Source organism: Lacinutrix algicola, assembly GCF_001418085.1.
In the GTDB taxonomy this organism is placed as follows: Bacteria; Bacteroidota; Bacteroidia; order Flavobacteriales; family Flavobacteriaceae; genus Lacinutrix; species Lacinutrix algicola.
Genome location: NZ_LIQH01000042.1, coordinates 60,545 through 84,533, shown reverse-complemented (window position 1 = coordinate 84,533; position 23,989 = coordinate 60,545). Strand labels below are relative to the sequence as shown.

Here is a 23,989-nt window from a genome sequence, read left to right as displayed (position 1 = left end):
TTTTTTATAGTTTCACTATTAATCAGACACTTATTATAATTAAGACTTAATAATTTTATAACTTTCTCCGTCAATCTTTATAAAATAAATACCCGATTTTAATTCCCTTAAATCTAATTTTGTTTCTAAACTATTCACTGTTTTAAAAATTAGCTGCTGACCATTTATTGAATACAAAGTAATCGTTCTTTTTTTAGACGTTTTAAATGAAATATTTAAATAATCTGAAACTGGATTAGATAAAACTTTAAATTCTTTTTGAGAATTTCCATTAATACTTAGTGTATTTCCTTCTAATGCATTATACATGTTTCCCGATAATGCAAACATATATACAGCTCTTAAAGTCGCTCCGAAATAGGCTGTTGTAGCTTGGTTTTTTAATTCTGAATAACCATTATTTACAAATGTTTGATTAGTTGAAGTCATAGCTGCAGAAGAATAAGCTCCTGTAAAAGTAGGATCTTTATATGTTGTATTTATTGCAATTCCAGCTTGCGAGTAACCTGGATAAATTTCATTAAACCCACCTTGTGCATTTACAAAATCAATACATAATTGATTGTAAGTTGCAGCTTGCGTATCACCAAACCAAACATAATCAATAGCCATTCTCCATGGCGTTCTTGCTGCATCATAATAATAAGAACGTCCTTGATTGTAAGCCCATGATACTTCGTTAGAGTACGAACCATCTGCTTTAGACCAATCGGAAACTAAATTATAACTGGCATTATTTTGCGAAAGGTTTGCATTTATAATAGCATAACTTTTATTTGCTACTGCGTTCCAATACGCTGTATCGTTTGAATAAATACCAAAGACTCTAAAATAAGCTGGTGTTAAATAAGATGGATTTGTAGTACTACTTCCTCCCCAAGCATCACCTGGTTTTAATACATTTGTTCCACTTTCTACTTCGTGTGTTTTAATAATACTTATTAAAGATAATGCATCATTTTCATAATTTACTGCTCCAGTACTTTCCCAGCGTTTATCTGCAACAATAAGAGCATAGGCAGCATCTAACTCGGCATCTGTTGCTCCATTATTACCAATTACATTAGTGCAGCCATCTATTTTCCAATTCATAACTCCATTTGCATTTACAAAATCTTGATAATACAACCATAAACCATCAAAAAGTTCCTTATCATTAGCGTATGCAGATAATAACATACCATATGCAATGCCTTCTGAAACCGATTGACTTGGAGTATCAAATTTTATACGATAACGTCCATTTGTACAAGGTTCTGCAAATGTATTTCGCCAAGAAACATAAACATCATAAATATCGTTGGTTTGAATATTTGTTGGTTGTGCTCCATATTCATAATCTAAGTTTTCAAAACTAACTGAAGATATTTGAGCATTTACAGCAATTAAAAATAAAAAGTAGGTAAAATAAGTTAAGGTGTAACGTTTTTTCATATTTGGGGATGATTTATAATGTTCCTAATATATACGTCCAAAATGCAATAAAAGGACTTTATGAAAACACAATTTAATTATATAAATTAAACATTTTATAAAAATACAATTCGTAAAAAAGAAAAAGCGTCTAAAAACTAATTTTCAGACACTTTAACTCAATAATATTAATAGTTTTTATCAACTTATTATAAGCCACTTATAAAACTACCATAAGGATCTTTAAATTGAATACCTTCCGTAAATCTGTGTTTACTTAATTGCTTATGTTCTACTAAAGCCCAAAGCACAAATTCTTTAACAAAATAACTTTCTTGTTTAGATAATTTTGGTTGATGCTCTGCTAATAAATCGTCTAGAGGAGATACCGCATCCAATAAGGCATTATATTCTTTATCACGCAAACCATCTAATAATTCAAATCCTTCTGAAGCATTAAAAAACCAAGAGACAATATCATCATAAGGGCTTTCGTCTTCTTGTTTCTTTAATTTTTCAACCTTCGGAAAAAACTCAGGAAACAAACTTTTAACTGCTTCTCCTATTAAATTATAAGCCACTTGTGCTGCACCTTCTTGTTCTCCTTCGTAAACCAATTCTACTTTACCAGTAATAGCAGGAATAATTCCTAAAAAGTCAGATAATCTAATGGTTGTAGTATCATCTCCATTTTTTAACCCACGAAGCTCTGCTGTACTTAATAAATTTTCAAAAGCGGTAATACTTAAACGCGCACTTACTCCACTTTTTTCATCAATAAAATCACTATCACGAGCTTCGAAAACAATTTGCTCTAGTAAGTCTTTTGCTAATTCTGGTACATGAATACTTTCTTTTTGACGACCATCAGATTTTGCTTCTTGTTGTGTAATAATCTTAGCAGTTTCAATATCTGTTGGATAATGTGTTAAAATTTGCGATCCAATTCTATCTTTTAAAGGTGTTACAATACTTCCTCTGTTGGTATAATCTTCAGGATTTGCAGTAAATATAAATTGCATATCTAAAGGTAATCGTAATTTAAAACCTCTAATTTGGATATCTCCTTCTTGTAAAATATTAAATAAAGCCACTTGTATTCTAGCCTGTAAATCTGGTAATTCATTAATAACAAAAATGCAACGGTTTGCACGCGGAATCATTCCGTAATGTATCACACGATCGTCTGCATAACTCAGTTTTAAATTCGCTGCTTTTATTGGATCTACATCACCAATAATATCTGCAACAGTAACATCTGGAGTTGCTAATTTCTCTGCAAAACGCTCACTTCTATGCATCCAAGTAATTGGTGTATCGTCTCCTTTTTCTGCAATCAACTCTGTTGCAAAACGTGAGATAGGTTTTAAAGGATCGTCATTAATCTCACTACCTTCAACCACAGGAATATGCTCATCCAATAAATTTAGCATTAAACGTGCTAAACGTGTTTTAGCTTGACCACGTAACCCTAAAAAGTTAATATTATGACGTGATAAAATTGCACGTTCTAACTCAGGAATTACAGTGTTTTCGTAACCATGCACACCTTCAAAAACAGTTGTTTTACTTTTTATTTTTTCAATTAAATTATCTCTTAACTCATCTTTAATAGACTTGCTTATATATCCAGCTTTTTTTAATTCGCCTAAAGTCTTTATATTTTTTATTTCCATATTTATTTTTTTAAAAAGAGATAATAGATGAAATAAAGAAGACTTTCAACCCATCTTTTCTCTTTTCTATTCTCTTTTTTCTTTAATTATCCTTTAATTCTCTTTTTTCTATTTGTTTCGTAATCTTCAAAAATCATTTCGCCTAATCCTTTCAATCCTGTATAAAAGGCTTTTCCTTGATTGGCATGCGTAAATTCTTCTACAAACTGCATTAAATAAGGATCTTGAGCAATCATAAATGTAGTGATTGGAATATGCAATTTTCTAGCTTGTTGTGCTTGGGCATAGCATTTGTTAGTGATGTATGGATTTAAGCCATTACTATCTTTATAATAGGTTCCGTCAGGCAAACGCAAGCAACTTGGTTTACCATCCGTTATCATAAAAATTTGCTTGTTAGTGTTACGTTTACGACGCAATAAATCCATTGCTAACTTTAAGCCTGCTACTGTATTGGTGTGATACGGTCCCACGTTCAAGTATGGTAAATCCTTAATTTTAATTGGCCAAGCATCGTTACCAAAAACCAAAATATCTAAGGTATCTTTTGGGTAGCGTGTTGTAATTAATTCGGCTAAAGCCATTGCTACTTTTTTGGCAGGTGTAATCCTATCTTCGCCATACAAAATCATACTGTGGCTAATATCTATCATTAACACCGTGCTCATTTGTGATTTGTGTGTGGTTTCCTCGACCACCAAATCGTCTTCGGTTAAATTAAAATCGCCAATACCATGATTAATTTGTGCGTTTCGCAAACTCTCTGTCATAGACACTTTATCCAAACTGTCTCCAAATTGGTAGTTTCTAAAATCGCCAGTATGCTCATCTCCTATTCCTGTACCTTTACTTTTGTGGTTTCCGGATCCGCTGCGTTTAATATTACCAAATATCTGATCTAATGCAGATTGCCTGATAGCACACTCCGTCTTTGCTGTAATAGCATTCCCTTTTTTACCATCTGGTTTAATTTCTTCGCGTATGTAACCTTTGGCTTTAAGATCTTCTATAAAGTCTTCAATTGTATATTCTGGAGTGGTTAATTTGTATTCTTTATCTAATTCGCGAAGCCAATCTATAGCCTCGTCAAAATCTCCAGAAGTATGTGTAATTAATTCTTTAAAAATATCAAAAAGAACCTCAAAAGGTGATTGCGAAGGCGCTTCGTATGGTTTAAATACGAAACCTTTTCTGTGTAATTTTTCTTTTTTCATTGCTGTATAAAAATACGTCTTTTTTATAAAAAAATGTGCAACCAAAAAAAACTTAACAACACATTAAGAGTTTAATATTGATTAATCTTTAGTTTTAAATTTTTATTTAATTATAAATTTAATATATCATGACATTAAAATCTACTTTGATTACCTTATTTTTTGGGTACTTTTCATTTGCTCAAACACAAATTAATTTAATAGACATGGATTCCAATAATAAAATCCCTGATGTATTAATAATCTCTAAAAATAAAATTATTGGGTATTCTAATAATAATGGTGAGTTTATTATTAAAACAGAAGCAAACATATCTAAAACCATAACTTTTAATCATTTAGACTATGACAGTAAAACTGTAGATTATACAGATTTAAAAGAAAATAATGTTATAAAACTGAAACTAAAACCGACAGAATTAGAAGAAATTTTTTTAACCGCTTCGAAAGCTTTGTCTAAAGAAGAGATTATAAAAAAAGCAGTTAAGGCATTCAAGAATAATATAAGAAAAGATCCCTATTGGTCTCAAGCCAATTTAAAACAATTTACAAAACTAAACGATTCTCTTCCTGCGTATATAGAAGTAGATGGAGATATGTTATTATTAGGAAAAAACAATAACGTTTGGAAGCATCCAATTTTAGTTCCAAAACAGATAAGAAGAACTAAAGAAAATTACCTTTCTAAACCAAATCCTAAAAAATATAATCATTATGGAATGTATTTATTTTCAGATAATTTTATTTCAATTTTTAGATTTTTTGAAGTACGTCATCCTTTAAGTAAAAAAGGAAATAAACTTTACAATTTTAACCTAGAAGGGAAAACAGAAATTGATAATAAAGAATACTATGTTATTAGCTATTACTCAAAGAAAACTAATATTAGCATTTCTTCGACTAATTTTCATTCAATAAATGGGCAAATTATAATAGAAAAAGATAATTTTAATATTGTTAAAGCAACTTCACTTTTTAGACGTAGTCAAGAAAAAAAACCTAAATTAGGATTAGATGTAATTTACGATATAGATTACACTAACATTGAAGACTTAATTTATTATCATACTATCTCTTATGACCTATTGTATTTCAATACCGCAAAGAACATTAAACTTTCTATGACTACTAGAGGAAAACTCTCTTTTTCTAATATAGATGTTGAAAGCAGATCTAATTATAACAACAGTCTTTTTAGTAATCGAAATCTTTTTATAAATTCCGAATTACAAAATAGTTATGATAAAAATTATTGGATAAACACACCATTAATGTGTTGTGGCTTTGAATCAGAATTAGAACCTATTTTTAATTCAACAGATAATAATATAATTTTTACAGAAGGTGCAAATCAAACTGTAAACACTTCATCTAAAGAAATAATAACAAGAATCCAAGAAAAGGAAGTCCTTGATTTATTAAAAGAAAGAAAGCTAAAAGATTAATCAACTTTTATTAATTTTAAGCATTATTAAACAACTCACAAAAATGAAAAAACTATCCTTTCTACTTTTATTATTATTCTCTATCACAGCGTTTTCGCAAGACTTCTCTATGGATTTAGTTAAAAATATGAAACCTAGAAATATTGGTCCAGGCGGCATGTCTGGTCGTGTAACAGCTATTGATGCGGTGCATAGTAATCCAGATATTATGTACGTTGGTACTGCTTCGGGTGGTTTATGGAAATCGACTTCTGGTGGCATAAAATGGGATCCTATTTTCGATAAGGAAATTACAGCATCTGTTGGTGCTGTTGCTATACAACAATCTAACCCGAGTGTTATTTGGGTTGGTACAGGCGAAGGAAACCCAAGAAATAGTTTAAATGGAGGTTATGGTATTTACAAGTCTTTAGATGCAGGAAGAAGCTGGAAATCTATGGGTTTAGAAAAAACGCGACATATTCATAGAGTTGTAATTGATCCTACAAATCCAAACATAGTTTACGCTGCAGCCATTGGTAGTCCTTGGGGAGAACACAGTGAACGCGGTGTTTACAAAACTACAAACGGTGGAGAAACTTGGAGTAAAATATTGTTCGCAAATAATAAAACTGGAGCTGCAGACTTGGTTATGGACCCATCGAATCCTAACAAATTAATTGCAACACTTTGGGAACACAAACGTGAACCTTGGTTTTTTAATTCAGGAGGAAAAGGCTCTGGTTTACACATTACTCACGATGGTGGTAAAACATGGAAAAAAATTACCGAGAAAGAAGGTTTTCCTAAAGGTGAATTAGGTAGAATTGGTGTAGCAATTGCTCCAAATAAGCCTAATATAATTTATGCTTTAGTTGAAGCAAAAAAGAATGCATTGTACAAAAGTGAAGATGGTGGTTTTAGTTGGAAAAAAATTAACGATAAAAGCGATATTGGAAATAGACCTTTTTACTACTCTGAAATTTATGTCGATCCTCAAAATGAAAACAGAGTGTATTCGGTTTTTACCTATATAAATGTAAGTGAAGATGGTGGTAAAAACTTTAAACAGTTAATGCCTGCTTATGGTGTTAGTAATGGTGTGCACCCAGATCATCATGCATGGTGGATTCATCCTGAAAATGGAAATTTCATGATTGATGGAAATGATGGTGGTATGAATATTACAAAAGATGGTGGTAAAACTTGGCGCTTTATTGGTAATATGCCTGTGGCTCAATTTTATCATATAAATGTAGATAACGAGTTTCCTTACAACGTTTATGGAGGTATGCAAGACAATGGTTCTTGGCGAGGTCCTGCATATGTTTGGAAAGCTCAAGGTATTAGAAATAGTTATTGGCAAGAAATAAGTTTTGGTGATGGTTTTGATGTGATTCCAGATCGAGACGATTCGAGATATGGTTGGACTATGAGCCAGCAAGGTTATGTCAGCCGTTACGATTGGCAAACAGGAAATAATTATGGTGTACAACCAACGCATCCAAATGCTGAAGTTCAATTACGATTTAATTGGAATTCGGCAATAAATACTGATCCTTTTAGTAATAAAACACTTTATTTTGGAAGTCAGTTTGTACATAAATCTAACGATAAAGGAGATACTTGGACTGTAATTTCTCCAGATTTAACAACCAACGATCTCGAAAAACTAAAACAACGTGATAGTGGCGGAATAACAATTGACGCTACAGGAGCAGAAAACCACTGTACCATTTTAGTTATTGAACCTTCTCCTATTGAAAAAAAGATGCTTTGGGTTGGAACGGACGATGGTAAAGTACACGTTACTAAAAACGGAGGAGCCACTTGGGAAGATGTTAGTAAAAATCTTAAAGACTTACCTAAAGGCAGTTGGATAGTACAAATAAAAGCAAGTAATAAAGCAAAAGGAGAAGCCCTTTTAGTAGCAAACGATTACAGACGTTTTAATTTTGAACCGTATGCTTACCGAACTAAAAACTACGGAAAATCTTGGGAACGCATTGTAGATAAAAACGATGTTAAAAGCTACACATTATCTATAATCGAAGATTTAGAAGAACCCAACCTACTCTTTTTAGGAACGGATGATGGGTTATATGTATCTACAAATGCAGGTGAAAAATGGACAAAATGGACCGAAGGTTTCCCAACAGTTCCTGTAAAAGATTTGGTAATTCATCCTAGAGAACACGATTTAGTAATTGGAACTTTTGGTCGTGCTGCTTGGGTTATTGACGACATTATACCTTTGCGAGCAATCGCTAAGAAAGAAACTATAAATACTAAACTAGAATTATTCTCACCTCCTACTGCTTACAAAGCTGCTTACCAACAAGCAACTGGAAGTCGATTTGGTGGTGATGCTATGTATTCTGGAGACAACAGAGGTTCTGGAGGACGCTTTAGATATTATTTGAAAGTTGATACTGCAGCTAAAGATGTAATGAAAAAAGATGACGATAAACAGGACGAAGATGCTGTAAAAGAAGATAAAAATGCAGTTAAATGGGATTCAATAACAATGAAAATTTATAATAACGATAAATTAATTAGAACCTTAAAACGTAAAACTCCAGACTCTACAGGTATTTATAACTGGACTTGGTACTTACGTGAAAAAGGTGTCGATTATCCTTCAAAATCTATTAGAAAAAGAAGAAATGAACCAGGAGGTGTTTCGGTGAAACCAGGAACTTATAAAGCTGTGATGCATTATGGCAATTTAACTTCGGAAGAATTAATTGTTGTAAAAGAAGATCCAAGACTAAATGTTTCAAATGAAAATACAGACGAGGTTTATTCTGCATTAAAAAATATTGAAACAATAAGACAAACAATGGCAGACGCTACAAAGCAACTTGCTGAAAGTAAAAAATCTGCTGAAAAATATAAAAAAGACCTCAACGCTTTAGATAAAGAAAAATACAAAGAAGAAATAAAAGCATCTAAAGAAATTATAAAAAAAATAGACGAATTATTCGCTGTTTACTTTGGAAAAGAAGACGAGCGTCAAGGTATTACACGTAGTAATTTGCCAACAGTTAGTTCTAGGTTAAATAAAGCTAATGGCTACATTAGATCAAGACAAAACGGGTTATCTATTACGGAAACAACATTATTAAATCATGCAAAAAAAGCATTAAGCGATGCCTTAAAACAAACAAATACATTTTTTACAAACGAATGGAAATCTTATAAAACAAAAATTGAAACTTTAAGTATTTCAGAATTTAAACAAGTCAAACAATTTATAATAGATTAACAACTCCTTTCTTGCAAAAAACTATTAATAAGCTTAACTTTCTAAACTATAATTTAAACTAATTATTACCATGAAAAAAATAGTATTACTCTCATTACTAACGGTTTTAGCATTTACTACAAGTTGTAAAAATGAAACTAAAACTACTGACACTGAAAAGGTAGTAACAGAAACAACAAATTTTGTTGTTAAACCCGAAGCAACATCTGTAAAATGGACAGCTTATAAAACAACAGAAAAAGTACCTGTTGGCGGACAGTTTAATATCTTAAAATTTGAAGAAAAATCTGGAACAACTCCAGAAGAAGCATTAAACAATTTAAGTTTCTCTATTCCTATTAGTGGATTATATACTAATAATGATGCTAGAGATTTAAAATTGAAAACTTCATTTTTTGGAGAAATGTTAGATCCAGAATTCTTAAAAGGAACAATTAAATACAACAATGGTAAATATGCTGCTTCTATTACAATGAATGGTGTTACTAAAGATTTGCCGTTAGATGTTAAAATTACTGACGAAAGACGTGTAACTTTATCTGGAACAATGGATATAAAAAACTGGGATGCTTTAGGTGCTTTAAGTGCTTTAAACAAGGTGTGTTTCGATTTACATAAAGGAGCAGATGGTGTTAGTAAAACTTGGGAAGATGTTGCAATTGAAGTCAGTACTTTTTTAAGAAAGAATTAATAATATTTCCGTATATTGACAATAATAAAGCAGCTATTTTTAGCTGCTTTATTATTTATTACACACATAGAAACCATTTATGACATTAGAAATTTTAGTTTCCAAATTTCAAAAAAAAGGATAAAAGAGCCTTTGAGGAATTATACAACATGTACAGCGAAAGCATTGCACAAAGCTGACTCTTATAATTCTAGTAAAGGACGTTTTTTTATTTGGATTCTTAATATTTCTAGAAATGCAGCAATAGACAAAACACGATCTAAAAGCTTTAAAAACAGCTCTAAAAACCTTAATGCCGATTACTTCGTAGATATACTACCAACTCAAGATAACCTCGACAACTCTACTGATGCTATAGGCATTGCTAAATTTGTTGGAAAACTAGCCGAAAAATGTAAAAAGGTTATAGACCTACTTTACTTTAAAGGTTATACGCAAAAAGAAGCGTCTGAAACATTAGACATGCCTATTGGGACCATTAAAACTCACAATAGAAATTGTATTAAATTAAAATGGAATATCGCATCCGGAATATTAGAGCTTTATGTTGCTGGTTCACTTAGTGAAGCAGAGAACAAAGAAGTTTATAATATGATGCTAGAACATCCAGAAGTACTTCAAGAAGTTTTAGACATAGAAGCTGCCGGTGGAAGTGTTTCTCCTACTCTTGAGTAACTATATACTTTAGGAGTTATAGAATCTTAATAATAAAATTATAATTACTTAAATAGCCTCGATTATATATTCGAGGCTATTTTTTTGTGATTAATTACCACGTTTATTTTAATGTAAAGATTAATAAACTTAAACCATCTGTACTATTATTTATATTTATACAAACAAAAAAGGCTCAAACTAAATGTATGAACCTATAAAAGAAAGTCCTTACTTATCTAGTTAACAAAATAAGCAAGGCACTTTCTAATCAACCAACAAAAAAACAAACAAAACTTCTAACTTTTTCATAGCGTAGACTTTATATATTATTGATTGCGTACTAATTACAAACTACTTACGTAAAAAGCAACATCCTATTTTTACACTAAACACCTTTTCTTAAAATTTATAAGTTAAAGAAGCTTTAGCGTTAAATGGTGTACCAGGTGTAAAGTGAATTTCTTCAACAGATTCTGTTTCATTTTGTAATCTAGATTCTGTTAAAAACTGTGTCTCGTTCCACTCTGTATCAAATACATTTTCGATAGCAATACCTAAAGTAAGGTTAGAACTCACTTCCTAATTTAAATTAAAGTCTGTTACAAAATAACCTTCAGCAGTTACAGAATAATCTTCGTTTGCAGCTCTATCATCTAAAAACCTATAACGTAATGCTCCAGAAAATCCTTTATAATCATTTAAAGCTAAACCACCTACTAATGTAAAACTTGGTGCTAATGGAATATAATCTTCTCCATCATTATCTTCTACACTTCTTGCTTTAGTTAATGTCGCATCTGTATTGAAGTATAAGTAATCGTTTAATTGGTATCTAACACCTAGATCTAAACCTAAACGTTCTGTTTTTCCGCTAGGTTCTACAATTCCAGCATCTCCAACATAAACAAACTCTTGTTCTAAAAATAAATACCAAGCTGTAGTATTTATCACCAAATCTTTAGTTGGTTTCCATACATTACCAAAATCTACACCATATGCTTTAGGCAAAACATCTTTACCTGCTTGACTTACCACTACTCTAGTATCGTTAGAATGGAAACCAATTCCAGACTTAAAAAACCATTGTAAATTATTGTTTTGGTTATACTGTATATTCAGTTTTGGTAATAATGCTGTTTTAGTTTCAGAAAGTGTTTCATAACTTTCGGTTAGTGCATCGTTGTATAAAAATTTAAAATATTCTAGTCTTAAACCTGGTGTCACTTTAAATTTACCTAAATCGAATTCAGCTTTAAAATACCCAAAAGCATTGGTTTGGTTTATATCACCCAATTGAATGTAATTTAAAGTTGTATTTCGGTTTAACGTATGAGATAATTCTACATCATCTACTCTATCATGTCTTAATCCAAATCCACTAGTAGTTTCAATAATATTACTATTAAAAGCATTTTTCTTTTTAATTTCGGTATTAAAACCAAAAATTGAACGCTCTTCTTTTTGCTTAATTTGATCTCCATTTATTGGATCGTCTAGAAAAAATGTAAAGTTTGAATACAACTCAAAATCATAATACGAATAAAACGCATTAGACTTTACAGTCATATCATCACTAGCAAAAAACTTATGTTCTAAGTTTATATTTGTTCTGCTAGTATTACCTCCTTCGGTATCATCTATAGCACCAAACCTATTTATTTGTCCGCTTTCTACTGCGCGCACTGGTATTTGACCAGAAGCATCCCAACGACTAGTAAAGTGAGTTACTGTTGTAGATATTTTGTTCTTATTATCAATTAAGGTAGAGTATTTTCCGATAAGGTTTAACCTATTAAAATTTTGAGAAGTATTAAAAGGGCCATCAGTTTCAATGTACTCGACACCTGCATAGGCACTACTTTTACTATTTCTATCTGTAAGATTAAATAATCCTAATGTTCTAATAGTATTAAAGTTTCCATAAGACAGTTTTACCATACTATTTTCAAGACTACTCTTTGTTTTAAAATCTATATAACCAGCTGTAGTAAAATCTTTTGCTTGGGCATAATACGGTCCTTTTCCAAAATTAATATTATCTATTGTTTCGGGTATTACAAAATGCAAATCACTATAACCTTGGCCGTGTGCATGAGAAACATTATTTACAGGTATACCATCTACATTTATAGAAACATCTGTACCATGATCGATATCGAAACCTCTTAAGAAAATTTGTTCCGCTTTACCTCCACCTGCGTGCTGACCGATAATTAATCCTGGTACTTTTCTTAAAACTTCTTGAGAAGAATTAATAGGCGTTGTTTGTAAATCTACTTTTGCAAGCGTATTTAAAATATTTTCTTGCTCTGTTAAAACAAGTTCATCAAGTAGAAATATTTTAGAATCTAAATCTATTATCAACAGTTTATTAAAATCTTGCTGACCTAGGATAATTTCTTGTTTTTTAAAGCCTAATAAACTTACTGATAGTGTATCTCCTAGTTTGTTATTTTCTAAAACAAAATATCCATTTTCTGCAGTGTGTGCGTGCGCTTCAGTATTTAAATTATAAATATAAGCTGCGCTTAAAGGCTGGTTGTTATTATAAACATAACCTTTAATTTGTTGCGCAGAAACGACTTTTAAACTTAGAAAAAATACAAAGCATACCACGATTTGTATGATCCTTTTTAAATTTTTCATTTTTTAATTATAGTTGGTTAATTTTTAATTCCATTAATGGCCCTAGCTCTTAGGTAGCCGTAAGAAGTTCTTTTTTTAATGGTTGTAATTCACTTGTCATACCATTAGCTTTATAAATTTCGGCTATGTGATATAGAGCCTCTGGCTCGAATGTTTTATTAATTATGTACATATTTACAATGTCTAGTGCTTTTTTAAATTCACCATTATTATATAAAGACCAAGCCAATAAATCGTAAGATTGTGGTGTTGCTCTATTTTCAATTTCTCTCTTAGCAATAACTATTGCTGAATCTACAAATTTATTGTTTTCTGCAAATAGCTTAGCGTTGTATGCATTGTACATTTCTCCATATTGAGGATTTTGCACAGCATTTTTATAGCTTGCAATATATTTGTTTTTTGAAGTTTCATCTGTTAAAAATTCAGAAATTTCTACTTTTTCTAACAGTATTAAAGAGGCTTTAAAACGATGTTGTGAAATATAATTTCTCGCTAAAGCTCTTAAATATCCTGCTTTATTCTGATTTGTTTTTTGATTGAGTTGAAGTAAATATGACTCAGCTTTTTTTAAATTTTCAATATTACCTGTAGCATCAAATAATTGAGATTCTACAATAGCTAGTTTAGCTAAATAAGGAAATTGATTTGGTGTTTTTTAAAGCTTGTTTGCCCAGAATTTTTCTTCTGCTTTAGCATCGCTTAATTTTTTATTCTCAGTTCTACATACGCACTAATTTGAAAGTCGGTTTTGTTAAAATTGTGTTAACATCAAAAACCTGTTAAAAAGTGAGATGAAAAAACTAACTTTGTTTTACTAAAGAAAAAAATAAGTGAACCCATCTGCTTCAGGCTGGATTAAAAAGCTAATCTCAATAAACAACGATCAATTCTCAACAGAATTTGCATCGTTAAACGTTTTGTATAAAGCGCTTATTCCTTGTGGTTATATATATGGTAGTAATACTAATATTGTAAAGGACTTAATAGATAAGGACGATTTATCTTCTGAAGAGATATGTAAAGTAAATCACCTTATAGCATTATATGTTACACACAATAGTTTAAAAAAAACAGATGATTTTATTGAGGATACCGTAGCATTTTACAAAAAAATTAATGCCCATAAAACCAACTTTTTTTTAGATATAATTAGTAAAGGTGATACTGTAGAAACGCTAGAGAAGATTATTCATAAAAGAATTCAAATAGATAATAACCTCATCGACAAAAGCTTTAACTACTTTATTACTAACGCCTTACTTTTTGTAGATATCCTAGCTTATAAGCAATATTTAATTTCAGGTGATATTACTGAAGCATCTATTATTAAAGAAGAAAGCGCCATTGAAACCATAGTATTAAAGACTTTAAATTCTAAGATTGAAAAAACCAAGTACGATAATAGCCTTATTAATTTATTCGAGCAGTCTTTACGTTACCAACAAACCAATAAGCTAGATTATAACCAAGTTATTGCTCTTTTAAAAACACCATTAGAAAAACAATACATTCTAGATTTAGCTTGTATGGCAACATGGTCTGACAAAACCATAGACGACAATGAGCGTTACTTTTTGTTTCAGTTAGGAAAAGACTTAAACCTAGAAAGAAAAGAAGTTAAAAATGCGATGCTGTCTATTACAGACTTTTTTGAAAAACACAAAAAAGACATTGTGTTATTGGGCTCTAAAAACATTGTAAAATCGTTTTACAATAATTCTAGTGCTATGGTAATGAAACTGATTTCTAGAAACAGTAAAAGGTTGTACAAAGAATTATCACAGAGTAAAGAGTTAATGCTATTGCTAACAAAATCTACAGTTAAAGATCTTACTAAAGAGGAACAAAAGAAAGTAAACGATCAATTACTAGATATCTTTAAAGCCATACCAAGCCTTGCTATATTTCTACTACCTGGCGGTGCTTTGCTCTTGCCTTTAGTAATTAAGTTTATCCCAAAACTATTACCATCTGCATTCGATGATAATAGGATTGAAGATTAAGATATTTTTTACTCTAACCAGTTTTTAAAATCCTTAACACGTTCTCTTGCAACAATAACCTCTTGCGCGTTATAGTTATTCAGTTTTATTTGTAAACGCGAATTGGTATAACTCACCATATCTTTGATTGCGTGAATATTAACAAAGAACTTTCTATTTATTCTAAAAAAATGCTCTGGTGCTAATTCATTTTCAAGGTTATCGAGAGTAGTATCTAAAAGGTAATTTCTACCTTCGGAAGTATGTAAATATGTGCCTTTGTTTTCGCTATAAAAACACTCGATATCATCGATATTTACCAATTTTAAATGCTGACCAACCTTTACCGAAAACCGTTTTTTATACTCACGTTCTATTGGGTTTATTAGTAGTTTTTTAATCTCGTTAAAATCTAATGTTACACTTTGCTTTTTAGGTATACGTGTTTTAAATTTTAAAACTGCTGTTTCTAGTTCTTCGTCGTCTATTGGTTTTAATAGATAATCGATACTATTTAATTTGAAAGCTTGAAGTGCGTACTCATCGTAAGCGGTTGTGAAAATTATAGCTGAAGTAATTTCGATAGCATCGAAAATCTCGAAAGAAAGGCCATCGCTTAATTGAATATCTAAAAAAATAAGATCTGGATGTTCGTTATTTTGAAACCATTCTATAGATTCTTCTACCGAGTGTAACATTGTTTCGGCTTCAATATCTAAAACTTTAAGCATACGCTGTAAACGTCTTGCAGATGGTTTTTCGTCTTCTATAATTATTACGTTCATTAGTTTTTGGTAGATTACTTACTCTTGTGTTGTTGCTGCTCTTTATCGTTGTTACTGTTTCTGCGTTAAGGATGGAGGCTTTGTTGAAGCTCCTCGCAGAGAGCGACTGCCGAAAGCCTGACCTTTAGGTAACGCCCAAACTATTTCCAAATATGTTGATCTTTTTCCATAATTTCTTTAATTTTTCGTTCCTCCCAATTACTTCCTAAAACAAAGTTTGGTAGAAAAACAGTGAGTGCATGTATAATAATTACAATGCCCCAAAGTGTAAAGGTTATAAAATTATGAGCTTGAAAATAGCTTTCGCCAGGTTCCAGGTTTTCTATGTTTTGAAAAACAACTATTAAATTTATTACTATATAAATAAGTAAATGTGTGTAAAAACTTTTTATCTTTTTAACACGTTGCCTTGCACGATCTAACCTTTGTTGGTCTATTTTATTTGTGTCCATAATTATTCCCATTTTTTATTTTCTTCTTCTATAAACTTATCCAATTTGCGTTGTTCCCAATTTTTACCAAACATAAAGTTAGGACCAAAAACACCCATAAAATGAAAGAATATACCTATTCCCCAATAAAATACTGTTGAAAACACGTTAAAACTCCAGAACGGATCTCCGTTAAGATTTTGCGAAATAAGATATAAAATAAAGATATTAATTACTACATAAGAAGCCAAGTGCCAGTAGAAACCTACTATCTTTTTTACTCTTTTCTTAGCTCTTAAATAGGCTTCTTCGCGCTCGTAGTTACGTTCAGAATTTGTTTCGTTATAAGGTTCTATATTGTTTTCCATTGGTGTTTAGCTGTAGCGTTTGTCTTCTTCTTCTTTCATAAACTTTTCAATTTTACGTTGTTCCCAATTGCGTCCTAAAACACCATCGTTTACAAACACTTTGTAAGCATGAATACTCAAGCCTAATCCCCAACCAGCCATTGGAAAGAAAAACCATTTAAAATCCCAATAAGTATTATAATTTATAAATATTAAAAACGGAATCACTGCACAATAAGAGATTAAATTATAATAAAATTCCTTTTGCTCATCTACACGTTTACGTGCTCTTATATAACTATCGTCAAACTGTTTTGCTGGTATCTGTCTCATTACTTTTACTTGTTTGGTAAGCATTGGTATTGCTACTGTAAAGTGGGCTTTACCTTCAATAACACTTACTTTTCTGTTCGTTAATAATTGGTAGCGTTGCGTAATATTATTTAATCCTACTCCACTACTCTTTTTTACGACTTGTTTGGTTTGTAAATTGTTTTCTACAATTAAGTTACCATCGCTTTCGTAAATTTTAATATGCAAAGGCTTGCTTGCCGTTACTACATTATGTTTTACTGCATTTTCTAAAAGTAGTTGTAGAGATAGCGGTACAACTTTACTTTCTGGGTTTGATGCCTGCTCTGGGATATCGAAAATAATACTGTCTTCGAACCGCATTTTAAGAAGGGACATATAGGTTTTTGCAAATTTAAGTTCCTCGTCTACCGTAATTAAATCTTTGTTTTTTTGCTCTAAAACGTAACGGTAAACTTTAGACAAGCTGGTTGTAAACTTCTGGGCATTGTCTGGATTTTCCTCTATTAAACTGGTTAATACATTTAAACTATTAAATAAAAAATGCGGATCTAATTGGTTTTTTAAAGCATCGAACTTTGCACTTGCAGTTCCTGCAATTACCTTTTGCTCTTTTACTTTTCTATCTTGTTTACTTTTGTAGTAGTAAATACCATAAAAAATAGTGGTAATTAAAACCGATATTCCTAAAGCAAAAAGATAATTACTAAGTGTTTCTGTTTTTAAAAAGTTAGAAAAAGTACTGCTATATATTATAACTCTTGTAATGTAACGAATACAAAAAATAGAGAGTATTGATACACCAACCGACATTATTGCTGCCATAAATAGGTTTTTAAACTCAAAGAGTTTGTAGCCCATTTTCTCTGTCATAAAACTAATAGTGTATGAATTAGCCAAAAACAATACAACAGAATACGCTTGGTTGTATATAAAATATTCTAGTAGATATTTATCGAAATTAAAAGTATTACCGTTTAACAATCTAAAAAGACCAATAATTGTAAATACTAAAACACCTATACTAAATGCTTTACCCAACTGTTTAAAAAAATTAATCATATTTATTCTTTACAAGATGCTATCATTGCTTCTGCACGCTCTTTTCCCCAATTAGGATGAAACTCAGATTCTGGTTTAAAGTTAACAAAAAGTTCTAAGGCTTTATCAAATTCCTTACAAAATGGCTTAGTATCTTGTCCAAAATATCTTGCGCTACCCATATTCCATTCTGCTTTATTTAAAACTACTCTTGGATTTTTAGGATCTAACTTTTGCGCTTTCATGTAAAGCTGTTCTACTTTTGGTGCCAGCGTCATCCCATATTTTGCACCATCGCTGGCAACATAAACGGTATATAATATGGCTTGCATTACTATAATTTCAGGATTTTCTTTAGAGTTGGTAGTCGCATCGTTAATAAAATCTTGCGCTCTTAATAATTGCGCATTCAAGGTTTTAGTGTCTTGTAGTTTTGTAAATCCGTCAAGAATTAAAACTTGTGCAGCATAATAACTTGGTAACCAATTATCGTTTTCTGCACTTGCAATACGCTCGAAAAGATTTGCAGCATCTTCGGTGTTATTTTCTTGCCATAAAGCCATTGCTTTTTGCATGCCTGTTTGGTACTTGCTTTCGGTTTGTGTTTGTGCTTCTACTTGAGACGTTACAAGTAAAATAATAAAAAGTGCTAATCTATACATAATGGTGTGGTTTTTAATGTTGAGACAAATATGCAACACAATACCTGCTTTATAAAAAGTGAATTACCGAGTTGTCGTTTTTTTATGCTGAATTGTATTTTCGTCTTAAATTGATGCAAACCTCAACGTTTAACCTTACTGCTGTAATTAAAAGCATTTCGTCTTTTTATTCAAACCATCCGAATTTTGTTTTACGAAATTCACCTTCCTTCAACTGAAAGAAGGAGTACTAAGCGAGACTATTTAGTTATTCAAATTAAAATTCTCGGTATTAAAACAAAATACGTAGTTGTACTTATTTTTTATAAAGCAGATATTCCCTAAATTTAAGTCTCAAATAAAATGGATGTCAGAAATTTTTACTCAAAAAGTGGTTTGGATAATTGTACAAGTGTGTATTGGTATAATTATACTCTTAAATCTTGTTTTAAACCTCAACAAAGTAAAAAACGATACTGTAAACAATAGACTAAGTATTTGGGCTAGTGGAAAGTACTTTTTTATCACTTTTTTTTGGGGCGTATTAGGCGGACATTTTTTCTTAGGAAGCGCCAAACCATTATTCTGTTGTAATTGGTGGTTACCAGTTGCGCTTCTTGTGGTAATTACGGGCATACTAATGTTACTTAGAAATAAAATAAAAATAAAACCTTATCATCAAGTTATATTTATTATTTGCGGCTTGCTTTACGGTCATTTTGTTTGGTCTCAACGCCATGAAGATACCATTTTTGAAAACGGCAATTGCACCAACACCAACCTATTTTGTAATAATGATTGAGATTAAAAAAATAGTAAATAGCGAAGTTGTTATAAAAAGAATAGAATACTTTTTAATAACACTTTTTGTGGTTCTAATTGCCTGGGATTTATACCTAGCGGTTACAAAACCAGATAATAATACAATAAGTAGAGTCATACAAATTAATGTAGATAGCGGTAAATACATACTCACCTATTTTTGGGGCGCCATTTGTGCTAATATCTTTTTCCCGTTGCATAGACCACCAAAAATTAATCCAACAGTTGGTACTATAATTATGTATGTAATTGCGTTGTTAATTTGGATTGCAAATCCTAAAGAAACTGTAGAAGAGTTTATTAATGCCGATTTATACCGTTATGGACTAGGTATGGTGTTTGGTTTTATTATCGGTTTTGTGTTTTGGAGACAGCAAGTTGGTAAAACGTTGGAGGTAAAAGAAGAATAGTCTTTGGATTTAAAGCAGATATTTTGAGGAAATAGAACTCCTCTTTCTTCTAATTTTCTAGCAAAATTAGAATTCATTCTCCTCTTAAAGTAAAAGGAGAGCGACAATAAATAAAAATACAAGTTATAAATATAATTATCTTTATAAATACAATCGCATGGCAGCGAATTACTTAAATTGAAGAAAAGTGGTTTTCGAAGAAAAGCGGATGGTTTGAAGAAAAAGGCGAAGCACTTTTAAAAATAAACAATATTAAAAACTAACATTACATGATAACAACAAAACTAAAAACATACAAAAGCATATTAATAGTCTTTAACTTCCTATTATTTGCCAGTTGCAAAACCTATTTAGCACCAACTTACAACCAAGTAATTGTAGATAAAGCAACCGAAGCAACAACAGAAACCTATCTGTTTTTTGCAACCGTTACTGGTGGAAGAGATAAAGACAGTTATTCTAGACGAGAAGACACTTACAACACCCTAATTAGTAAGTTCGAAACCCTAAATCTACTCGCCAAAGCACGACCAATACCAAGTAATAAAACCACCCAACGTATAAACAATCTATTAGCAGAGCGCAACAGCCTATCCTCCTCTAACGATTACCCAAGTGCCTTTGCCTTTAACCGTATTGTAGAAAACTTGGTTAAAATGAAAGAAACCGACCAATCCTCTGGTTTAAACCCAATAGTAATAGAAGCCTTTAAAGGTGAAATTGAAATATTTTTAGACCAAGCCATAACTTACGAAAGCTTTTTAAAACGTTAATAGCATGAATACAAAAACAGCAAACTTAATAGACTCCATAAAAAACGTAGCTTCCACAATACTAGAAAAAGACATTGCCTTGGTTAATGGTTTTAGCGAGCGCCAAATAGAAGCCATTTCTAAGCAAACCTTAATTATTAAAGCCGGTATTGCCACTGGTGAAATTGAAGACGATCTTATCACCTTTTTTCTCGACGGACTTAAGCACATGGTTACCAACTTTATAAACACGCTTAAAGGCATACTTAAAGTGATTTTAGAAAAAGTATGGAACGGTATTATTGCTGTACTTTACGAAGCTATTGGCATTTTTACTGTGTAAATAACAGCTTCTTTTTAAGCTTTTAAAATACGTAGTTCTACGTATTTTTTTTAGTATAAATTAAACTTAGCTTGCTGCTGAAAAAAATAAAGAAAATAATTGAGGAAAACCGTAAAGGTTTATTGAGACTAATGGTTTTCTTTACGTAATGAATGTATGGTTAATAGTAACTGTATATAATTGTTGACGGTAATTTGAGCATACCAAACATCAAAGAAAGATATGAACGAATATTTAAAATCATTTAATTTATTTACCGACATAGAGATTAATGATTTCTTGAATTTATCTCAAACTATTTTATTAAAAAAAGGCGATTTATATATTAATAATAATGAAATTTGCGACTCTATAGCTTTTGTCAAAAGTGGAATTTTTCGTTCCTATTATTATTCAAATAATGACGATGAAATCACATATTGTTTCACTTTTCCTAATAAATTATTAATGGCTTATTCTTCATTTATTTCACAAAAAAAATCTGAAGAAAATATTCAAGCTCTGACAGATGCTGAAATAATTTCAATACCAAAAGCAACTTTAGAAAATTTAGCCAAATCAAATAGTAATTGGTTGCGTTTTTTGAAAATTATTGCCGAAAAAGAATATGTAGAATTAGAAAAATGGATATTTAATCATCAAAAAGACAAAGCTCAACAACGCTATTTAGATTTAATTACAACACAACCTGAATATATCAAAGAGATTCCACTACATTATATAGCTTCGTACCTAGGCGTTACACAACGTCACCTAAGTCGAATAAGGGCTAATATTTAGTATTAGACAAATGTCCTCTTCATAAACCTTTAGTGCTTCATAAATTTGCATATAATTTAAAAACAGATATTATATGAAAACAATAATTTTAATTGGAGCAAACGGAAAAATGGGACAAGCTGCTCTTACGGGTCTAGGAAAACACAAAATTATAACTGCTGGACGTTCTGCTGATAGCTATGACTTTCAAGTAGATATTACAAGCGAAGCATCATTAAGGAAATTATACGAAGATGTTGGTCATTTTGATGCTGTTGTAAACACTGTTGGTGTTTGTGAATATGCAAATTTCACTGAAATGACCGAAGAACAATGGATGAGTACCATTTTAAGTAAAATGATGGGACAAATAAACATTGTACGTATTGGTCAAGAATATATTGCAGATAAGGGGTCATTTACTTTAATAACAGGAATTTTAAATACTAAGCCTATACCTTTTGCAATTGCTGATGCTACTACTAGTGGCGCTATTGATACATTTGTTAAATGTGTTGCTTTTGAAATGCCAAGAGGAATCCGAGTAAACTCAATAAACCCAACTGTTTTAGAAGAGGCTTGGGATGTTTATGGTGAAATGATGCCAGGTTTTGAGCCAGTTCCTGGAAAGTTAGTAGGTAAAGCTTTTGAACGTTCGGTTGATGGATTTATTACGGGTCAAGTAATTTTTGTAGATGCATAAATAAAAACTACCGCCAACACCGTATATAATTTATTGCTAAGTCCTCACCTATTTACGAAAGTTTGTGAGGACTTTTTATTTAGTTATTATTTACTAAATTAGTTACTTAAAACACGCAACTAATCATACACAAACACGTTACACCTAATTAAATAAACATTGATGAAAAAAGCACTAATAATACTTAATTTACTGATTATCAATTACTTTTGTTTTGCACAAGAAAATTTTTTAATTGGAAAATGGAAATACGAAAAAATTCCCGATCACATTGAAATTGATGAACAAGGTCTTAAAATGGCGAATGAATTTTTTAAAGAAATGACTCTTTCATTTGATCAAACTAATTATACTCAATTTGTGATGGGTAAATCAGAAAATGGGACTTGGTCTTTAATCAGTGAAAACAATTATGAATTTAATTCGTCAAATGGTTACAAATATGAGGTGGAAATTAAAAAAATTAGCAGTAATCAAATTATATTTAAACATCAAAATAGGGAATGGCAACTATTAAAATCGGACGAGAAGGCAACTTTACAAATTGAAGTGAGTTCACGCGATAAAATTGATGCCATAAACATTAAAAAAGAAAATTTGATTGGAAAATGGTTTCACAATGGACAAATTAAAGATGGTAAGGATATTGAAATGATACTTAAGCATAATAATACTGAAATAGTAAATTACACATTTCTCGAAAACGGCAAATTCATAAATAAAGCACCATTCGAAATTGAATTGATAGCAAATTGGAAAATGGATGATGACAATCAAACATTGATAATTGAGAGTGAAGACTTAACTGAATTCTTAAAAATCATAAAACTTAACAACACTGAATTACACTTATTTAATCCAAAAAATAAATCTATAATAAAATTCAGAAGATGATAACTAGGTGTATATTTAATTGCTAGTTCCTGCCTGCTTACGAATATTCCTGCGGAATATTCTATCTGTGTTTTATTTACTAAATTAGTTACTTATACACATAAACGTTAGCAAAAACACTCATAAAAGTGAAAAATATAGCTCCAGAAATTAAACAAATTACATCCTCTGAAACATTACCAATTAGGCACAAAGTTATGTGGCCAAATAAACCGATAGAATATGTTGAATTGCCAAATGATGAAAATGCGAGACATTTTGGTTTATTTGTAAATGGAAAAATAACATCAGTAATTTCCTTATTTGTTGAGGATAATGAAATGCAATTCAGAAAATTTGCAACATTAATTGAATTTCAAGGACTAGGATATGGAACGATTTTATTAAAAAATATAATAGATTTAATACAGAAAGAAGGAATTAGAAGGTTATGGTGTAATGCGCGAGTAGAAAAATCAAAATTCTATGAAAGATTCAATTTAAAACCTACAAACGAAAAATTTAAAAAAGGTGGAATTGAATATGTAATTATGGAAAAATACTCATGAGACATAATGGATAAATTTAGAAATTTTATTGAATATGACAAAAATTTCCATGTGTCAACAAGACGACTTAACAAATCCAATTTTAAAAGATGAGTTCTATCTTTGATAACGTAACACATTTAAAAAGAGCAGCAAAAAATACAATTAATTTATACAATGAAGTAAGATTACATTTATCTTTAGATTATAAAACACCTAATATGGTATATAAATTATCAGCTTAATTC

At 30.8% G+C, this 23,989-nt stretch carries 24 protein-coding genes and 1 pseudogene; 14 read left to right on the top strand and 11 right to left on the bottom strand.

All coding sequences use genetic code 11. The features are described 5' to 3' along the window. Positions 1 to 39: 39 nt before the first annotated feature. The 3 genes from ASC41_RS15595 to ASC41_RS15585 all read right to left on the bottom strand — a co-directional run bounded on the left by ASC41_RS15595 (position 40) and on the right by ASC41_RS15585 (position 4,303). Positions 40 to 1,434, bottom strand: coding sequence for a glycosyl hydrolase family 8 (locus ASC41_RS15595; RefSeq protein ID WP_055437584.1), 1,395 nt, complete (start codon positions 1,432 to 1,434; stop codon positions 40 to 42). Positions 1,435 to 1,622: 188 nt separating this feature from the next. Continuing rightward, a complete protein-coding gene (locus tag ASC41_RS15590; RefSeq protein ID WP_055437583.1) occupies positions 1,623 to 3,089 on the bottom strand; it encodes a MoxR family ATPase in 1,467 nt (488 codons plus the stop codon). Positions 3,090 to 3,175: 86 nt separating this feature from the next. Beyond that, on the bottom strand, positions 3,176 to 4,303 hold the full coding sequence (locus tag ASC41_RS15585; RefSeq protein ID WP_055437582.1) for a vWA domain-containing protein: 1,128 nt from the start codon (positions 4,301 to 4,303) through the stop codon (positions 3,176 to 3,178). Positions 4,304 to 4,431: 128 nt separating this feature from the next. Between ASC41_RS15585 and ASC41_RS15580 the strand changes: the two genes are divergently transcribed. From ASC41_RS15580 to ASC41_RS15565, 4 genes and pseudogenes are all read left to right on the top strand, one after another. Then, a complete protein-coding gene (locus ASC41_RS15580) occupies positions 4,432 to 5,748 on the top strand; it encodes a hypothetical protein (RefSeq protein ID WP_055437581.1) in 1,317 nt (438 codons plus the stop codon). 43 nt (positions 5,749 to 5,791) lie between these two features. Beyond that, a complete protein-coding gene (locus ASC41_RS15575; protein ID WP_055437580.1) occupies positions 5,792 to 8,995 on the top strand; it encodes a VPS10 domain-containing protein in 3,204 nt (1,067 codons plus the stop codon). Positions 8,996 to 9,065: 70 nt separating this feature from the next. Next, positions 9,066 to 9,686, top strand: a complete 621-nt coding sequence (locus ASC41_RS15570) for a YceI family protein (protein ID WP_055437579.1) — start codon at positions 9,066 to 9,068, stop codon at positions 9,684 to 9,686. Between the two features lie 79 nt (positions 9,687 to 9,765). Then, positions 9,766 to 10,190 (top strand): annotated as a pseudogene (locus ASC41_RS15565) (RNA polymerase sigma factor); the annotation flags it as partial. Between the two features lie 552 nt (positions 10,191 to 10,742). On the opposite strand, the gene ASC41_RS17305 reads toward ASC41_RS15565, so the two are convergent. Genes ASC41_RS17305 through ASC41_RS15555 form a run of 3 tightly spaced genes read right to left on the bottom strand, consistent with a single transcriptional unit; the run spans position 10,743 to position 13,359 of the window. Beyond that, entirely contained in the window at positions 10,743 to 10,919 is a 177-nt protein-coding gene (locus ASC41_RS17305; RefSeq protein ID WP_338034490.1) for a hypothetical protein, read from the bottom strand. A 3-nt stretch (positions 10,920 to 10,922) separates the two neighbouring features. Then, entirely contained in the window at positions 10,923 to 12,989 is a 2,067-nt protein-coding gene (locus ASC41_RS15560; protein WP_338034489.1) for a TonB-dependent receptor, read from the bottom strand. 49 nt (positions 12,990 to 13,038) lie between these two features. Beyond that, on the bottom strand, positions 13,039 to 13,359 hold the full coding sequence (locus ASC41_RS15555; protein WP_055437578.1) for a hypothetical protein: 321 nt from the start codon (positions 13,357 to 13,359) through the stop codon (positions 13,039 to 13,041). A gap of 463 nt (positions 13,360 to 13,822) precedes the next feature. Here ASC41_RS15555 and ASC41_RS15550 point away from each other — a divergent pair, with 463 nt between their 5' ends. Next, on the top strand, positions 13,823 to 14,995 hold the full coding sequence (locus ASC41_RS15550) for an LETM1-related biofilm-associated protein (RefSeq protein ID WP_055437577.1): 1,173 nt from the start codon (positions 13,823 to 13,825) through the stop codon (positions 14,993 to 14,995). An 8-nt stretch (positions 14,996 to 15,003) separates the two neighbouring features. Here ASC41_RS15550 and ASC41_RS15545 read toward each other — a convergent pair whose 3' ends face one another. From ASC41_RS15545 to ASC41_RS15525, 5 genes are all read right to left on the bottom strand, one after another. Beyond that, positions 15,004 to 15,759, bottom strand: a complete 756-nt coding sequence (locus tag ASC41_RS15545; protein WP_055437576.1) for a LytR/AlgR family response regulator transcription factor — start codon at positions 15,757 to 15,759, stop codon at positions 15,004 to 15,006. A 140-nt stretch (positions 15,760 to 15,899) separates the two neighbouring features. After that, complete coding sequence (locus ASC41_RS15540) at positions 15,900 to 16,211, bottom strand: 2TM domain-containing protein (RefSeq protein WP_055437592.1); 312 nt, start codon at positions 16,209 to 16,211, stop codon at positions 15,900 to 15,902. A gap of 2 nt (positions 16,212 to 16,213) precedes the next feature. Next, positions 16,214 to 16,558 (bottom strand): 2TM domain-containing protein, encoded by a 345-nt coding sequence (locus tag ASC41_RS15535; RefSeq protein ID WP_055437575.1) that lies wholly within the window; start codon positions 16,556 to 16,558, stop codon positions 16,214 to 16,216. Positions 16,559 to 16,564: 6 nt separating this feature from the next. Beyond that, on the bottom strand, positions 16,565 to 17,911 hold the full coding sequence (locus ASC41_RS15530) for a 2TM domain-containing protein (RefSeq protein WP_055437574.1): 1,347 nt from the start codon (positions 17,909 to 17,911) through the stop codon (positions 16,565 to 16,567). A 2-nt stretch (positions 17,912 to 17,913) separates the two neighbouring features. Next, positions 17,914 to 18,552, bottom strand: a complete 639-nt coding sequence (locus ASC41_RS15525; protein WP_055437573.1) for a hypothetical protein — start codon at positions 18,550 to 18,552, stop codon at positions 17,914 to 17,916. 346 nt (positions 18,553 to 18,898) lie between these two features. Here ASC41_RS15525 and ASC41_RS15520 point away from each other — a divergent pair, with 346 nt between their 5' ends. From ASC41_RS15520 to ASC41_RS17260, 9 genes are all read left to right on the top strand, one after another. Continuing rightward, positions 18,899 to 19,333, top strand: coding sequence for a hypothetical protein (locus ASC41_RS15520; RefSeq protein WP_055437572.1), 435 nt, complete (start codon positions 18,899 to 18,901; stop codon positions 19,331 to 19,333). After that, positions 19,269 to 19,763, top strand: coding sequence for a hypothetical protein (locus ASC41_RS15515; RefSeq protein ID WP_160318815.1), 495 nt, complete (start codon positions 19,269 to 19,271; stop codon positions 19,761 to 19,763). The genes ASC41_RS15520 and ASC41_RS15515 overlap by 65 nt, the downstream gene beginning before the upstream one ends. A gap of 269 nt (positions 19,764 to 20,032) precedes the next feature. Beyond that, complete coding sequence (locus ASC41_RS15510) at positions 20,033 to 20,536, top strand: hypothetical protein (protein ID WP_055437570.1); 504 nt, start codon at positions 20,033 to 20,035, stop codon at positions 20,534 to 20,536. Between the two features lie 4 nt (positions 20,537 to 20,540). Next, entirely contained in the window at positions 20,541 to 20,858 is a 318-nt protein-coding gene (locus ASC41_RS15505; RefSeq protein ID WP_055437569.1) for a hypothetical protein, read from the top strand. Positions 20,859 to 21,080: 222 nt separating this feature from the next. Beyond that, complete coding sequence (locus ASC41_RS15500; protein ID WP_055437568.1) at positions 21,081 to 21,638, top strand: Crp/Fnr family transcriptional regulator; 558 nt, start codon at positions 21,081 to 21,083, stop codon at positions 21,636 to 21,638. A 73-nt stretch (positions 21,639 to 21,711) separates the two neighbouring features. Then, positions 21,712 to 22,320 (top strand): short chain dehydrogenase, encoded by a 609-nt coding sequence (locus ASC41_RS15495; RefSeq protein WP_055437567.1) that lies wholly within the window; start codon positions 21,712 to 21,714, stop codon positions 22,318 to 22,320. Positions 22,321 to 22,482: 162 nt separating this feature from the next. Further along, the gene (locus tag ASC41_RS15490; RefSeq protein ID WP_055437566.1) at positions 22,483 to 23,214 is read left to right on the top strand and encodes a hypothetical protein; all 732 of its coding nucleotides are present in this window, start codon (positions 22,483 to 22,485) and stop codon (positions 23,212 to 23,214) included. Positions 23,215 to 23,342: 128 nt separating this feature from the next. After that, positions 23,343 to 23,762 (top strand): GNAT family N-acetyltransferase, encoded by a 420-nt coding sequence (locus tag ASC41_RS15485; protein ID WP_241489683.1) that lies wholly within the window; start codon positions 23,343 to 23,345, stop codon positions 23,760 to 23,762. Positions 23,763 to 23,851: 89 nt separating this feature from the next. After that, positions 23,852 to 23,986 carry a transposase gene (locus ASC41_RS17260; RefSeq protein ID WP_160318814.1) on the top strand — a complete coding sequence of 45 codons (135 nt, stop codon included), beginning with the start codon at positions 23,852 to 23,854 and terminating at the stop codon, positions 23,984 to 23,986. The last annotated feature ends 3 nt before the right edge of the window (positions 23,987 to 23,989 follow it).

What these genes read in the sequence shown, in the direction of transcription:
- ASC41_RS15595 (WP_055437584.1), bottom strand. Translation starts at nt 1,434, where the DNA reads ATGAAAAAACGTTACACCTTAACTTATTTTACCTACTTTTTATTTTTA.
- ASC41_RS15590 (WP_055437583.1), bottom strand. Translation starts at nt 3,089, where the DNA reads ATGGAAATAAAAAATATAAAGACTTTAGGCGAATTAAAAAAAGCTGGA.
- ASC41_RS15585 (WP_055437582.1), bottom strand. Translation starts at nt 4,303, where the DNA reads ATGAAAAAAGAAAAATTACACAGAAAAGGTTTCGTATTTAAACCATAC.
- ASC41_RS15580 (WP_055437581.1), top strand. Translation starts at nt 4,432, where the DNA reads ATGACATTAAAATCTACTTTGATTACCTTATTTTTTGGGTACTTTTCA.
- ASC41_RS15575 (WP_055437580.1), top strand. Translation starts at nt 5,792, where the DNA reads ATGAAAAAACTATCCTTTCTACTTTTATTATTATTCTCTATCACAGCG.
- ASC41_RS15570 (WP_055437579.1), top strand. Translation starts at nt 9,066, where the DNA reads ATGAAAAAAATAGTATTACTCTCATTACTAACGGTTTTAGCATTTACT.
- ASC41_RS15560 (WP_338034489.1), bottom strand. Translation starts at nt 12,989, where the DNA reads ATGAAAAATTTAAAAAGGATCATACAAATCGTGGTATGCTTTGTATTT.
- ASC41_RS15545 (WP_055437576.1), bottom strand. Translation starts at nt 15,759, where the DNA reads ATGAACGTAATAATTATAGAAGACGAAAAACCATCTGCAAGACGTTTA.
- ASC41_RS15540 (WP_055437592.1), bottom strand. Translation starts at nt 16,211, where the DNA reads ATGGACACAAATAAAATAGACCAACAAAGGTTAGATCGTGCAAGGCAA.
- ASC41_RS15535 (WP_055437575.1), bottom strand. Translation starts at nt 16,558, where the DNA reads ATGGAAAACAATATAGAACCTTATAACGAAACAAATTCTGAACGTAAC.
- ASC41_RS15530 (WP_055437574.1), bottom strand. Translation starts at nt 17,911, where the DNA reads ATGATTAATTTTTTTAAACAGTTGGGTAAAGCATTTAGTATAGGTGTT.
- ASC41_RS15525 (WP_055437573.1), bottom strand. Translation starts at nt 18,552, where the DNA reads ATGTATAGATTAGCACTTTTTATTATTTTACTTGTAACGTCTCAAGTA.
- ASC41_RS15520 (WP_055437572.1), top strand. Translation starts at nt 18,899, where the DNA reads ATGTCAGAAATTTTTACTCAAAAAGTGGTTTGGATAATTGTACAAGTG.
- ASC41_RS15515 (WP_160318815.1), top strand. Translation starts at nt 19,269, where the DNA reads ATGAAGATACCATTTTTGAAAACGGCAATTGCACCAACACCAACCTAT.
- ASC41_RS15510 (WP_055437570.1), top strand. Translation starts at nt 20,033, where the DNA reads ATGATAACAACAAAACTAAAAACATACAAAAGCATATTAATAGTCTTT.
- ASC41_RS15505 (WP_055437569.1), top strand. Translation starts at nt 20,541, where the DNA reads ATGAATACAAAAACAGCAAACTTAATAGACTCCATAAAAAACGTAGCT.
- ASC41_RS15500 (WP_055437568.1), top strand. Translation starts at nt 21,081, where the DNA reads ATGAACGAATATTTAAAATCATTTAATTTATTTACCGACATAGAGATT.
- ASC41_RS15495 (WP_055437567.1), top strand. Translation starts at nt 21,712, where the DNA reads ATGAAAACAATAATTTTAATTGGAGCAAACGGAAAAATGGGACAAGCT.
- ASC41_RS15490 (WP_055437566.1), top strand. Translation starts at nt 22,483, where the DNA reads ATGAAAAAAGCACTAATAATACTTAATTTACTGATTATCAATTACTTT.
- ASC41_RS17260 (WP_160318814.1), top strand. Translation starts at nt 23,852, where the DNA reads ATGAGTTCTATCTTTGATAACGTAACACATTTAAAAAGAGCAGCAAAA.